Genomic DNA, 14,368 nt, shown 5'->3' with positions numbered 1-14,368 from the left:
ACTTGGTAACCCGCCTCTTCAGTTTGATTTGCTTATTTCAAGTTGAGAGTGGGGTGGTTTTTATAAATCACGGTCATTTTATAAGGTACTTTTTATGTCCGACTCTACTCTTTATCAGCGGCCTCACCAAGGCTTAAGTGTATTGCGTACCAGCCTGCTTGCGGTAGTTGGGTTATGTCTTAGCGCCTGTAATACCTTGACACCAACATCGACGGCCAAGCCTACGATAGAGGCGCCTAGTGTCGCTTTGGTCTTGGGCGGCGGCGGTGCCAAAGGGTTTGCTCACGTGGGGGTGATAAAAGCATTAGAAGACAATGGCATCAAACCTACCCTGATTGTCGGCACGAGTGTCGGCAGCTTAATCGGTAGCCTGTATGCCAGTGGTTACACGCCTGTTGAGCTTGAGCAATTGGCGCTGACCACCACTGATAGCGAGCTGACAGACTTTACCTTATCCAACCAAGGCTTTATCGAAGGCCTCAAACTCAAGCACTTTGTGAACGAAAAAGTTCGCGGACAAGTCATAGAAGATTTCCCGATTGCCTTTGCCGCCATCGCAGCAGAGAAACATACTCGAAAAAAAGCGGTTTTTACCACAGGTGACGCAGGTCTTGCTGTTCAAGCCTCTTGTAGCGTACCCAATATTTTTATCGCCCCGCGTATTCCCGAAAAAGTCGGCAAAAAATATATCGATGGTGGCGTGGTCAGTCTCGTGCCTGTTGATAGCGCACGTGATTTGGGCGCTGATATTGTAATCGCCGTTGATGTAACTTCGGCACAAGATAGCAATGCGCCTGAGAATAAGCGCATCACACTCAGCTCATTGGCCGACTTTTGGGGCTTTCTTGAAACCAATGTCGTCTCCTCGACTAACCGCTCTTCATCAGTGCACCGCGAACGAGACCGCGCAGACATCGTCATTACCCCAAATGCAGCGCATGTCAGCTCAATAGACACCCGCCAGCGTCGTTCTCTGATAGCAGCAGGCGCGCAAGCCACAACGCCGCAAATCACCGCCATCAAACAGCTGATTCAAGACAAATCCAAAAGAAAATACGCCACGCTCTAGATCCATCTGTCGAGACACTCATTAACGAAGTGTTTGCCGCATTGCATACTGCCCATAAAAAAGCACCGTCGTTATAAACGGCGGTGCTTTTTTATTCATGCATATAGCTCACATTTATATCACTAGCCCGCCGGCAGTTTAATAGAACTCGTTCAGCTTTATTTGACGCGCGCGCGATATTTTACTTGCCGCGCTTGCAGTTGGCGTTATACACACCTTTATTTGACGCGCGCGCGATATTTTACAGCGACGGTGTCATTTAGACCAACGCCTTCAAGATCCCAACGAACTGCTTTGTAGTACTTAAGCGCGACATCTTGTAGTTGATTGTCTACCTTAGTACGCAGTGGCATACGCGCAAAGTTATTGCCATCGACACTACCGTATGGGAACTCAGGGGCGACTGTATTTAACAGCTCTACTTGATCCGGAATACTCATGGTGACGGTCATTTTGCGGACGCGATCAGCATTGGTATTGGTGAAGTACCCTTGATACTCCAATACATTACCTGACTGCAAACGCGTATTGGTATCGACAGGAACCAATACTTCTTGACCATTGGCATCGACACTAACCAGTGACGCGGTAATTTTACTGTTGACCGCTTGGGCACTTGAGGTGCTGCTATTATTCGTACTTGTCTGCATCGGCATTGAATTATCAACCGCTTGCTCTGGTGTTGGCAGCATCGCTGAAGCTTGCGTTGTCACGACCATTGCACCGATGAGCGTACCGGCAACAACGTGAAATAAGCGATGACCGCTCCAAGCACTAAATGGGCTAGCAAATTGGTTACTTTTTTTCATAATTCTCATTATCCCTGGTTGATATATCAGTAAAGCACAGATGGCAAAATTTATATCTTTTGAATACGTTCAATGGCAAAAAGAGATGGTCGATATCTCTTACTCATCGTTTTTAGAAATCCTAACACTGATCGGGTTGATGTCGTTAGTTAAAATGCGGCGGATACCTCATTTGTTATGATTCGCGGTATTACTATTCGGCCTGCTGATCACATCAGATTTATGATTTTTATCAATGATCTTGACCCATTGAACTCAAAGCAATAGCGCTTAGCATAGCAAAAAGCATTTGTGTGTATATTAACCCCGTGTTGAGGTTGTGTATATCAATAACAAGTATTAAAAACACCTCATTACCGCTGAAATAAAAGATAGCTCATAACTGCGTTTTTTGCTATGGTAAATCTTTAGCGCTAGGCATTTTTTTGCTGCGCCCTTTTTCTTATCCTAACGACTACTGCTCCTATTATGACTACTAGTTCCATGCCCCAGATTAATCCTGAATACGTCCATTGGTTCCGTAACTCTGCCCCCTACATTAACACGCATCGCGGCAAAACGTTCGTGATTATGTTTGGCGGTGAAGCGGTCAATCATCCTAACTTTAGCACGCTGATTCATGACTTTGCCTTGCTCCATAGTTTGGGTATCAAGCTGGTACTGGTACACGGGGCACGACCACAAATCGAGAAAAACTTAGCAGACGCCAATATTGAGTCTCCGCTGCATCAAGACATTCGTATCACCCCGCGTGTAGCGATGCCCTCTATCCTACAAGCCGTTGGTGCGATTCGTTTACAGATTGAAGCGCAGCTGTCGATGGGACTGGCCAATTCTCCGATGTATGGCTCACGTATTGACGCCATCTCAGGCAACTTTGTGACGGCTCGCCCTTATGGCATCCGTGACGGCATTGACTATCAGATGACAGGGGAAGTGCGTTCTATCGATGTTGAAGCCATCAAAAATAACTTGCTACATGACCACATCGTGATATTGGGCTCGATGGGCTACTCTGCGACAGGTGAAGTGTTCAATTTGCTCGCTGAAGACGTTGCGCTTAGCGCTGCGGTAGAATTGGGTGCTGACAAGCTCATCTTCTTGGGCGAAGAGGCAGGTATCAATGATGGTGATCGTTTGCTACATGAGATGATTCCTAACGAAGTGGATCGCTTCTTACGCGATCGTGATTTGAACTGTGAAATCAATTACTTCTTGAACTGCGCAAGCTTGGCCTGCCGTCAAGGCGTACATCGCACGCATATCATCTCCTATGCCAAAAACGGTGCCCTATTAGAAGAGCTATTCACTCGTGACGGTTCTGGTACACTAATCAGCCACGATCCATACGAAGAAATTCGCCGTGCTAATGTCGATGATGTGGTTGGCCTTCTTGAGCTGTTATCACCGCTAGAAGAACAAGGTATTTTGGTCAGACGCTCGCGTGAGCGCTTAGAGCAAGAAATTGATAACTATAGTGTCATCGAACGCGATGGGATGATTTTGGGCTGTGCAGCCTTGCATACGCTAGACGCAGAGTCCGCAGAAGTCGCTTGTGTTGCCGTACGTCCTGAATATCGCAATGGTAGCCGCGGCACTGACTTGCTGGCATTCTTAGAGCAGCAAGCACGCAGTCATGGTCTACATAAACTGTTTGTACTGACCACGCGTACCGCCCATTGGTTCGTTGAGCAAGGCTTTGCCGAAGTTGCGGCAAGTGCTTTACCAGATGCCCGTCAAGAGCAATATCATAATGGTCGCAACTCTAAAGTCTTTCAGAAAAATTTATAATCTCAAACTGATATAAAACACTGACTCACAAAAAAGCCTTCAATTACGAAGGCTTTTTTGTTCGCTAGATATCTGTTTAGATAGTATCTGCTTGATAGACTTATTTGACTTTTAATAACTCAACCGTAAAGATAAGCGTACTGTTCGGCTCGATACCTGCGTTGCCCGCTTCGCCATAAGCAATATCAGCTGGGATATAGAATTCGTACTTGCCGCCCTCTTTCATCAACTGTAGACCTTCTGTCCAGCCAGCGATGACTTGGTTTAGGGGGAATTCAATTGGCTCACCGCGCTCATAAGAGCTATCAAACACAGTACCATCGATCAGCTTACCTTCGTAGTTTACTTCCACCACGTCAGTTGCTTTTGGTGATTTGCCTGTACCTTCTTTTAGTACTTTATACTGTAGGCCAGAATCTGTCTGTTTTACACCTTCTTTTTTCGCGTTTTCTGCTAAAAATGCAGTACCAGCGGCTTTATTTTCTGTCGCTTTGGTTTGCATGTCTTTAGCAAATTGTTCTTCTTGCTCTTTTTGATACGTCATCAATACTTCTTGCATCTGCTCTTGCGTCAACGCTGAATCATTGCCTTCATAGCCGTCACGGAACCCTTTTTCAAAAGTATCAAGATTCAAATCTTTGACCGCTTGTTTATTACCTTCTGCCATCATATAGCCCAAGCTGTAACCCACTTTTTCGCTGGCTGAGCTTTGTTCAGTGATTGAAACGCTTTGAGCGGCTGTTTCTTGGCTACCGTTATTGGTACTACAGCCTGTCATTAACAACATAGCGCTAGCAAGAGCACTAACGCTTAAAGTAGTGATTTTTTTCATAGATTACTCTCTGATTGTAAGAATAGTGGCGAGATGTCACATGCATCTATAATAACAAATCTTAGTTTTAGGAACCACGATTTGCATGAAATTCTCGGGCGAATGTACAGTCTATGTAAACATTTCCTATTATAATAACAACTTATCACACAAATATAGTGGCAAGTAAAGCTTTCTATCTTTAAAACCCTCAATACATGCGTTAAGCTTATTTTGTTGAGGAGATAAGTAATCGAATGTTGGCAATTATCATCGGTATATGGGTATTAGTAGCAAAGCGATAACTACAAACAGAACTGATACCCTAAATAATTCACGCTATTTGAGTACTAGAATATCTCCCCATAACTCAGATTAAAGACGCTATTTATAATAACCATCTATATATTTGTCTCGTTCAATAATGATTGTATTAACAAGATTGTTGAGCGCCACCTATAAGATGCTTCAAGGAGGATAAGATGAACCCAATGTACACATCTTTTAATGGTTATCTTGGTGGGCCTATTGGTTCTATCATTGGTGCTATTTTGATATTTATCATTGGTTGGCTAGTAGCACTAGGCATTGCTGCACTTGTGCGCGGTGTGCTATCTAAAGTCAATCTTAATCAACGTATGAACTCTTCAACTGGTAAAACTTACGATCTTGAGGGAATTATCTCCAAGATTGTTTTTTGGTTTATCTTTATTATTGCCATTTCAGGAGCACTTAGCCAATTAAATTTAAACTCAATCTCGGCGCCATTTGCAAACATGGTTAATCAAGTATTAGCATTTATCCCTAATCTCATCGGTGCCATCGCACTTGGTGTAATCGGTTGGGTCGTCGCCACAGTGGCACGCACTGCTATCAACGCAGCATTAGCAAAAACATCAATGGATGAGCGTCTAAGCGCAAAAGCGGGCGTAAAGCCGATGAGCAGTACCATCGCTGATATGGTTTACTGGTTCATCTTATTGGTTGTATTGACCATGGTACTCGGTCAATTAGAGCTCGATGGTTTATTTGCACCGTTGACCAATATGGTTGATAAAATCTTCAGCTTCATTCCAAACATTCTAATTGCAGGTGTGGTATTTGTTGTTGGTTATATCATCGCCAAAATCGTACGCGGTATCGTAACCAATCTTGTTTCTACTTTTAATGTTCAAGAGTTAGCGACGAAAGCTGGCTTAAGTGAACAAAACAGCCTACCTAATATTGCAGGTTCACTCGCGTTTTTAGTGGTCATTATCCCAACGATTATCGCTGCATTAAATGCCCTAAAAATCGAAGTGATTGCTCGCCCTGCAACCAACATGCTCAACAAAATCATGGAAGCATTGCCTAACATCTTCATGGCAGTGGCTATCTTAGTTGTGACATTCTATGTTGTGCGCATGGTTGCTAACATTGTTAAAGGCTTGCTTGAAAATACCGAAGTCAATCAGCTACCTGCTAAAGTGGGTCTACAAGAAACCATGGGTGACAAGAGAATCTCTGATCTCGTCGCTTATGCGATTATCTTCTTTGCCATGTTGTTTGCTGCCATTGCCGCCGCTGATCTATTAGGCTTTGTGGCTATATCAGGCATCATCACGATGTTCATCGCCTTCGGTGCCAACATCATCCTAGGTGCGATTATCCTGTTTATCGGATTTTGGCTTGCCAATATCATTGCAGGTGTTGTTGAGCGCTCAGAACAAGGCTCACAATTCTTAGCAAATATCGTACGTGTACTGATTATGGGTCTCGTACTTGCCATGGGTCTAAAAGCCATGGGTATTGCCGATTCAATCGTGAATCTAGCATTTGGCCTAACACTCGGTGCCGTCGCCGTCGCCTTTGCCCTATCATTTGGTCTTGGTGGTCAAGAAGCAGCAGCTCGCTTCTTACGTAAAATGCAAGACAAAATGGACCGTGAGCATGACGAAACAAAAGCAAAATCTGCAATCAAACCAAGCTCGTCTACTCAAGAAAAAGTGGCTGATTCAGTACGTGATAACACGCCATCAGCTACTAGCACAACAACGACGGACCTACGTACCGATGTGATTGAGACGCCTCGCGTAGATGCTGATACCAATGATATCTACAACAGCGATCAAATCCTTCCTGGTAACAACCTTGATGATGACCTAAACAAATAAGCGTCAATAAGGACTCACTTTTAAATAAGAAAAAGACAGCCTAGGCTGTCTTTTTTTATGCAACACAGAATGATATTTATATCAAAACCATCCTTTATCAGAGCATACTTTTAAAAACGTTTGGTTATTAAGTGTTGTTTCGTGCAGGTATGGAAAGATTCAAGTGTATTTGAGGCAGTGTACCAGGTTGGCTATCATGCTTTGATCTATCATTGCTCTCAAAATTTTGATCTATTTGCTTGTTTGTATTTTGTGCGCTTTTCTGAGAATTTTGCTTTTTTAGTTGCTGTATTTGCTTGGTGAGTTGCCGCTCTCGTTGCGTCATCGTATCTACTGGTTGAATCCATACATCAATATCGATAAAGGTGTCCTTCGCTTCGGTTATAAAATCGATCCCAAGCACAACGATATGATGCAGCTCCGCTATCGGTAATCGAGACGCAACATCCTGCGCTATCTTTGCTAGATTTGGTTGGATAGTGGCCTTGCTATTATTTGCTTGCGAATCTTGTCCATAAAATATCAGCACATAATGCCGACCTAAGCTCTCATACGAGTGCTGATGCACAACATAGCCATTCTGTCGCAGTGCTGGCTGCTGCTTAGGATGGTTATATAGCGTACGGATAAGTTCATGACGCGAAAACAAGGACTCATCTAATAATTGCTGCATCCAGCGCGATACTGGAATCTCTGACGGTTTTTGGTCGCCAGTCGCTACTTGCACCTGCTCATACGCTGCGACCATTTGTGTGCTGAGCTGAGACCATAGCACGGCGGCTTGCTGCATATGCTGCTGATACATCTGTGCCGTTGCACTCTGATTCTTATACGCAAGTGCCATGGCTATCAGTGCTGGGTTGGGTTTATCCTGCATGTCATATTTAATCAGTGTGTTATCCACTGCGATAGCGGGTGTGAAAAAAGCACCATTTTGCAAAAACTGTGTCACCAACTCTTTTTCTGATAAAAAGCTTGGTGACTGACTGGTAGCGGTAGATTGAAACTGCGCCAAGTGATAACCCAAAAATCGCCATAGCTCACAAGGGGTTTGTACCGCTGCCAACATTGAGTGCCAGTCATGCCAGCTAAATACTTGTAGTTGCTGACCACCTTCACTCATGTCTACGACCAACTCTTCCAAAAAGTATCGAGCGCCAAAAGCATGGGGTAGACGGTTTAGCTGTTTATGGTACTGGCTTGCAACATGTTCTTGATTGAGCACTGCCGCAGAATCTACAAGCTGAATATCAAAAACCAGAACATCACGAGTCATAATGTCTGTTTGCTTAGTCTGTATATCTCTACCCTGAGGAAATAATGACTGATAACCTACCAGCGCAGTTTTTACCGCTGTCAGACGTATTGACTCAATATCAGCAGTGCTTGTATTAACAGGCACATATACTGTCAGCAATAATTGTCGCAGCTTACCCGCTGGGAGTTGGTACTGATCTTGACACGCCCCATATCGAGTACCATATTGCTCTGCAATGTCATCCATACCAGTCAAAGCCACATCCATCGCAGCGGCTTGTGAGTAGCAAGCCAGCTCATCAGCCAGATGGCTTTTACCAGATACTGTATTAGATACTTGAGACACAGGTTTTAGCCTTTTATTATCAGAGAATGTGTGAGAACTTGTATTTTAACTTATCAGAATACTGGTGTTTTTATTAAGATGATGAGCGTTTTAAAGTTTTCAAGAATGTAAAATTACACTACATAAGCACTATCAGACACAGTCGCTTTCAACGTAATGACTTGCTATGATGATGTCAAAGCAATATTGCTTGTGCGTGCTTTTAGGATTATAAGCAATGCTTGCGTGCTACTCTAGGGTATGTTTATTAACATTATAGCTAACAATATATAATAACAAGGATTGATCATTATGAAGCGTTTTAAAGAAAAAACCGTCATCGTCACTGGCGCAGGATCAGGTATTGGTCGTGCCACTGCCATTCGCTTTGCAGAAGAAGGCGCGAGAGTTGTTTTGGTAGGTCGTACGGCTGAGACATTAGAGCAGACAGCAGCAGAGTTTCCAGAAGATCACACGTGGATTCATACCGACAACTACCTCTGTGTCACTTGTGATATCAGCGTACAAAGTCAAGTGCAAGAAATGGTCAAGCGCGCTATCGATAAGTTTGAAAAAATCGATGTGCTGGTTAACAATGCGGGAAAAGCGACTCAAGGTAAAATAACAGACTTATCTGCTGAAGATTGGCGCTCGGCCATTGATGTCAATTTAAATGGGACTTTTTATGTCTCACAAGCCGCTATGCCCCATCTTATTGCAACTAAGGGCAATATCGTCAATGTCTCATCAATCTCAGGAATGGGTGGCGATTGGAATATGGCTGCCTACAATGCTGCCAAAGCCGGTGTGACCAACTTAACTCGTACATTAGCCCTAGATCACGGTCCTGATGGAGTACGCGTCAACGCTGTCAATCCAAGCGTGACCAAAACCAATATGACTACCGCTATCCAAGACAATAATAATAAAACAGATAAGTTTTTAGCGCGCTGTCCACTTGGGCGTTTGGCTGCTCCAAAAGATATCGCTGCTGCCATCACGTTCTTAGCAAGTCATGATGCCTCAATGATTACTGGCGTAAACCTCCCTGTCGATGGCGGCGTTAGTGCGTCTAACGGACAACCACAATTCTAATATTTTGGTTTGTGAGTTGATAACAATCAACGCGACATCCTATAAAAAAGCCTCTGATACTATCATATCAGGGGCTTTTTGTTTTTGGCGTGCTACGATAAACGGTTATTTAGCGGTGTTGTTGATGTCCTGTAGCGGCTGCGATAAACGCTCAGGATGACGCGGCAGTACGCCTTGATACTGGGCATAAATCTTTGGCAAATCCGCTTCAATATCTCCAGTTGGATATACCAAAGACAAAAAACGGACCTCCTTGGTCTTATAATCCAGCGCAACGGGCAAGATAGGAACGCCAGCACCGAGTGCCAGATAATAAAAGCCTGTTTTCCAGCTTTCGGTATATTTGCGCGTGCCTTCTGGCGCTAACCCCAAAAATAGCGGCTTACCTGTTTTAAATTTATCGATACTCGCTTGTAGTACTGAGCCTTTATCCGTGCGATTGATCGGGATAATACCCATCCAATACAGCAATTGTGACAATAGAGGCACCCTAAACAGCGTATGCTTTGCCATAATACTGATTTTTAAATCCAGTGCAAACAAACTAGGAATGGCATAAACCCCATCGACATTAGAGGTATGCGGTAGCGCCAATACCACGGCCTGAGAGATATTAGGTATCTCACCCACTGTCCGCCATCCTGCCGCCCTCATGAGCCACGAGCCAATAACAGGCGATACTTTATTGCCACGCCTAGGCACGTTGTCACCCACCTGTTCTCTGCTGAGATTTGGCAGTATTTTCGAGCGTGCAGATGGTGTCGTATCAGACTGAGAGCGTTTAAAAATCTTTGGCATCATAGCAGCACAATATAATGAAGTTACTGACATCATACCATTAAGCCCATAACGCTAGGCCGAATTTTGCGCGCTTTTATTATGCGATAAAGTGCTCAACAATAAATATAAGTAATGGCCTATGTGGGCATTTTGTACGGTACGCGGTTAAAGGCCACTACATAATTTTAAGACACATACATTTTTTTAAGAAATATCCGCCAAATCCCCTTTACTCTCAAGCCACGACTTGCGATCAGCGGCACGTTTTTTCGCCAGTAGCATATCCATGATGCCATTGGTCAGTACCATATCGTCCATATCAAGCTGCACCAAGCGGCGCGTATCACGGCTCATTGTCGTTTCGCGTAGCTGCTCAGCACTCATCTCACCGAGACCCTTAAAACGGGTGATTTGCGCTTTTTTATTGCCCGGTACATTGGATAGAATATGCGCAAGCTCTGGTTCATCTAACGCATAGTGGACTTCTTTACCCACGTCCACGCGATACAATGGCGGCATGGCAATAAACAGGTGACCTGCATCCACTAGCGCAGGAAAATGCTTGACGAACAATGCACAGATCAACGTCGCAATATGCAAACCATCAGAGTCCGCATCTGCCAAGATGCATATCTTGTCATAGCGCAGCTCGGACAGATCATCAGAGGCAGGATCCACACCGATCGCAATAGCAATATCATGAATCTCTTGACTAGATAGTACCGTATCTGACGACACTTCCCATGTATTCAAAATCTTACCACGCAGTGGCAATATCGCCTGATAATGACGATCACGTGCTTGCTTAGCACTGCCGCCTGCCGAGTCACCCTCTACTAAGAACAGTTCCGCGCCATCACGCAGATCACCGCGACAATCTGCCAACTTACCCGGCAACGCTGGTCCCTGAGTGATTTTCTTACGAGCGACTTTTTTGGCTGATTTTAAGCGACGACCTGCTTTATTAATCGCCAACTCCGCAATTTGCGTACCTATATCCGCATGTTGGTTGAGCCATAAGCTAAACGCATCTTTTGCCAAGGTCTGTACAGCGCCAGCAGCCTCGCGGCTCGATAGACGCTCTTTAGTCTGTCCAGAAAACTGCGGCTCAGAAAACTTCAAAGATAAGATATAATTCACCCCATCCCACACATCTTCTGCGGTTAGCTTCACACTGCGTGGTAATAAATTATGAATATCACAAAACTCACGCAATGCTTCTAGGATACCCGTGCGTAGGCCATTGACGTGGGTACCGCCCTGCGCTGTCGGAATCAGGTTGACATAGCTTTCTTGAATCGGCGTGCCACCCTCAGGCAGCCAAGACAAGGCAAAGGTCACACCCGCACGTTCACCCGCTTTTGCATCATAATTATAATAAAACGGTGCTTCAGGTAGTGTCTCAAGGCCGTCTAGCTGCTCGCTTAGATACTCAACCACGCCATCGGTAAACTGCCAAACCACCTTTTCATCATTGATATCATCGGTGAACTCAATCGTTAGTCCCGCGGCCAAAACCGCTTTGGCTTTTAAATTATGCTTGAGCTGCTTAACGTTAAATTTGGGCGTATCAAAGAAACTACCATCGGCCCAAAAGTGTACTCTAGTACCACGTTTGCGTTTGTTAGAGCTGACTGATTCCGTCAACGGCGTCACGGGTGCGCCATTTTCGAACGCCATATCAAACTGGGTACTATCGCGCCATACCGTCACTTCGACACGCGTAGATAGCGCATTGACGACAGAGATACCCACACCATGCAGACCGCCCGACACCTCATAATTAGAGGTCGAAAACTTACCACCCGCATGCAAACGGGTCAAAATCAGCTCGATACCGGATTGACCAAACTCAGGGTGAATATCGGTTGGCATACCGCGCCCATCATCTTCGACAGACAGCGACCCATCACTATGCAGTTGCACTTTGATGGTTTTGGCATAACCCGCCAACGCTTCATCCACCGAGTTATCAATAACCTCTTGTGCCAAATGGTTTGGGCGCGTGGTATCGGTATACATACCTGGGCGACGACGGACGGGTTCAAGCCCTTCTAAAACTTCTAATGATTGCGCATTATATTGACTCACAAATGCATCCTTAACTATTCATATGCGTTTAATTCTATTTATTCATTATAACCAAAAATAGCGACGTTAAGGTCAATAGTCCATCGTTCACGTCATATAATGTCGTCTATCTAAGACTCTACCAACTCTCGTAGCATTTCAATCACCATCGGTAGCTGCTCACCAAAATCACTAAAGCGATGATCGCCGCCTGCTTGCATGGTTACTGATGCACCCTGCCCTTCATAAAAGGCCTGAGACAACTCAGCGTTTAATAGCTCATCATCTTGTTTCAGCAGTACAGCAACTTTATTGGGATAAGTGACTTGAGAAATTTTATGATCTGCAAACCATTGCAAATCTGACGGCGTAATACGCCAACCGCCCGCCGTCGTATGCAGGACTTTATTATCCGATGACTCATCACTGCTGTTTTGAGCGGATATTGAAGAATCAGAAAAACGCTGTAGGGTAATATCAGGCTGCGTGCTAGGATTTAGCAGCAATGCAGGGCAACCTATTTGATTGCTGATTAAAGTAGAAAAATACCCACCCAATGAGCTACCGATTAGTACTGTATTGGTCGATCCTTTCTGCTCATCTTCGCTACCGTTCAATCCTTCTATCAATGACAACAGCTGCTCACGCACTTGCGCAGGAGATTTGTTTAAATCAGGACGCAGTACATTGATATCAGGATGATGGCGCTGGCAGTATTTTTCTAACAGCAGCCCTTTGGTCGAGTTTGCATCGCTGTCCAGTCCATGGATATAAATCAGGTTCACGTATCATCTCACTTATTAATTTTGTTATGATTGTCTTATATAGGCCAGTGACGCTAAGCATAGCACCCGATGCGCAAAAATAATAACAATAAAACGGCACACTATTAGTCAATATTTGCGACATAATAATATAGTCATAATAGTCTGGTACCAGTCAAAGGAATGACGGTAATCGCAATGGAGTCGCCATGAATCAACAGTTTGAGCTGTTCGACATTGACAACCCTTGTATCGGTGTCTGTCAAAGCAATAAGAAAGGCTATTGCTTTGGTTGCTTGCGCAGTCGAGCTGAGCGCCAACGATGGCATGATATGACGACAGAACAGCGCCGTGAAGTACTACGACTGGTCAATGGGCGCAGACAGCGTATCGAGCAGATGCGCCAGCGCAAAAACGAGCAGCTAGGATTTGATTTTGAAGAAGAGTTTGAGATGGGTGAGTTGTTTTAAGGAAATTTTGCAGCTATTCGAATTTATTCTAAACTGTTTGAAACTTTATAATGTAACAGGACTAAACTCTTTATTAATTGCTTCTTCTAACTTTTTGAGTTCTTTAATACTATAAGTTTCATTTGAATGGAATGAGTATAAAACTTCATTAACTCTTTCTTTAAAATTAGGATTAATCATAATTTCATTAAATTCGTCTATCAGCTTTTCGAACCTATGATAACCTTGCCTTTGAAATAATAAAGTATATTCATCTATCATTTCTCCTTTAGCCTCGTGGCCTGTGAATGGGTCAAGCATTTTTGGCATATAAACAATATTCCATGGCGCTGTAAAAGCAAAAACATTCTTAGTACGCCCAAAAATATGGGAAATTTGATAATTTCTAATTGATTCGAATTTAGAACTCTGAGTTTTGGAGTATCCAGTCAAAGATCTAATCAGCTTAGCTGGTTCTGCATTGTTCGTAGAGTCTTTTCGAACGTTATGGTTGCTGAGTAACTTTTTATAAAGCGCTTGGAATAAATGGGTGCCATTTGCATCGCGACCAAACCCTCGAATAAATACTTTTTCATTACCATAGATACGATTTTTTAAGAGATTCCATTCAATTTCGGCTTTATCATAAGGAGCATAAATCGTTTCTTCCAAACCGAAATTAAAGAAGTTCTCTTTAGATATATAACCTTCATTAAAGAATCTTATATAGGCATCTCTCATAGTTTATCCATATAATCTACAATTCACCATTTTAGAGTTTAGTTTACAGCGATATAACAGTAAAAAAGACACTGTATATTTTTACTGATCCATAAATGTTGTATACGCTTAGTATATCAAAGTGGTTGTAAATAATATAACGTAATTTTTAATGCCCAAAGAAAAGCCCCCTGACACGTTAGTATCAGGGGGCTTTATCTAGAATAGAGAGCTGACGATGACCTACTCTCACATGGGCGAACCACACTACCATT

General features: G+C 43.7%; 12 protein-coding genes. 5 read left to right on the top strand and 7 right to left on the bottom strand.

Annotated features, from left to right (window positions below; translation table 11 throughout):
- The first annotated feature begins 94 nt into the window (after positions 1 to 94).
- Positions 95 to 1,069, top strand: a complete 975-nt coding sequence (locus L0G63_RS11450) for a patatin-like phospholipase family protein (protein WP_301450774.1) — start codon at positions 95 to 97, stop codon at positions 1,067 to 1,069.
- A gap of 218 nt (positions 1,070 to 1,287) precedes the next feature.
- Here L0G63_RS11450 and L0G63_RS11445 read toward each other — a convergent pair whose 3' ends face one another.
- On the bottom strand, positions 1,288 to 1,878 hold the full coding sequence (locus tag L0G63_RS11445) for a hypothetical protein (RefSeq protein WP_301450773.1): 591 nt from the start codon (positions 1,876 to 1,878) through the stop codon (positions 1,288 to 1,290).
- Between the two features lie 468 nt (positions 1,879 to 2,346).
- Between L0G63_RS11445 and argA the strand changes: the two genes are divergently transcribed.
- A complete protein-coding gene (gene argA / locus L0G63_RS11440) occupies positions 2,347 to 3,669 on the top strand; it encodes an amino-acid N-acetyltransferase (RefSeq protein ID WP_301450772.1) in 1,323 nt (440 codons plus the stop codon).
- 100 nt (positions 3,670 to 3,769) lie between these two features.
- On the opposite strand, the gene L0G63_RS11435 is transcribed toward argA, so the two are convergent.
- The gene (locus L0G63_RS11435; RefSeq protein WP_301450771.1) at positions 3,770 to 4,501 is read right to left on the bottom strand and encodes an FKBP-type peptidyl-prolyl cis-trans isomerase; all 732 of its coding nucleotides are present in this window, start codon (positions 4,499 to 4,501) and stop codon (positions 3,770 to 3,772) included.
- 461 nt (positions 4,502 to 4,962) lie between these two features.
- On the opposite strand from L0G63_RS11435, the gene L0G63_RS11430 reads away from it, so the two are divergent.
- Positions 4,963 to 6,633 (top strand): mechanosensitive ion channel, encoded by a 1,671-nt coding sequence (locus L0G63_RS11430; protein WP_301450770.1) that lies wholly within the window; start codon positions 4,963 to 4,965, stop codon positions 6,631 to 6,633.
- A 127-nt stretch (positions 6,634 to 6,760) separates the two neighbouring features.
- On the opposite strand, the gene L0G63_RS11425 is transcribed toward L0G63_RS11430, so the two are convergent.
- Entirely contained in the window at positions 6,761 to 8,236 is a 1,476-nt protein-coding gene (locus L0G63_RS11425; protein ID WP_301450769.1) for a hypothetical protein, read from the bottom strand.
- A gap of 291 nt (positions 8,237 to 8,527) precedes the next feature.
- Here L0G63_RS11425 and L0G63_RS11420 point away from each other — a divergent pair, with 291 nt between their 5' ends.
- Complete coding sequence (locus L0G63_RS11420; protein ID WP_301450768.1) at positions 8,528 to 9,310, top strand: SDR family NAD(P)-dependent oxidoreductase; 783 nt, start codon at positions 8,528 to 8,530, stop codon at positions 9,308 to 9,310.
- A gap of 105 nt (positions 9,311 to 9,415) precedes the next feature.
- Here the strand turns inward: L0G63_RS11420 and L0G63_RS11415 are convergent, their stop codons facing one another.
- The 3 genes from L0G63_RS11415 to L0G63_RS11405 all read right to left on the bottom strand — a co-directional run bounded on the left by L0G63_RS11415 (position 9,416) and on the right by L0G63_RS11405 (position 12,945).
- Positions 9,416 to 10,111, bottom strand: coding sequence for a lysophospholipid acyltransferase family protein (locus L0G63_RS11415; protein ID WP_301450767.1), 696 nt, complete (start codon positions 10,109 to 10,111; stop codon positions 9,416 to 9,418).
- A 183-nt stretch (positions 10,112 to 10,294) separates the two neighbouring features.
- Positions 10,295 to 12,181 (bottom strand): DNA topoisomerase IV subunit B, encoded by a 1,887-nt coding sequence (parE, locus tag L0G63_RS11410; RefSeq protein WP_301450766.1) that lies wholly within the window; start codon positions 12,179 to 12,181, stop codon positions 10,295 to 10,297.
- 110 nt (positions 12,182 to 12,291) lie between these two features.
- Positions 12,292 to 12,945, bottom strand: a complete 654-nt coding sequence (locus L0G63_RS11405) for a YqiA/YcfP family alpha/beta fold hydrolase (RefSeq protein ID WP_301450765.1) — start codon at positions 12,943 to 12,945, stop codon at positions 12,292 to 12,294.
- Between the two features lie 188 nt (positions 12,946 to 13,133).
- Here L0G63_RS11405 and L0G63_RS11400 point away from each other — a divergent pair, with 188 nt between their 5' ends.
- The gene (locus tag L0G63_RS11400; RefSeq protein ID WP_301450764.1) at positions 13,134 to 13,394 is read left to right on the top strand and encodes a DUF1289 domain-containing protein; all 261 of its coding nucleotides are present in this window, start codon (positions 13,134 to 13,136) and stop codon (positions 13,392 to 13,394) included.
- Positions 13,395 to 13,439: 45 nt separating this feature from the next.
- Here L0G63_RS11400 and L0G63_RS11395 read toward each other — a convergent pair whose 3' ends face one another.
- A complete protein-coding gene (locus L0G63_RS11395) occupies positions 13,440 to 14,114 on the bottom strand; it encodes a hypothetical protein (RefSeq protein ID WP_301450763.1) in 675 nt (224 codons plus the stop codon).
- Positions 14,115 to 14,368: the final 254 nt, after the last annotated feature.

Origin of the sequence: Psychrobacter sp. (assembly GCF_030454045.1) — a bacterium.
GTDB lineage: Bacteria > Pseudomonadota > Gammaproteobacteria > Pseudomonadales > Moraxellaceae > Psychrobacter.
Note: the sequence above shows the minus strand (reverse complement) of the source record. Positions and strands in the feature narration are given on the sequence as shown.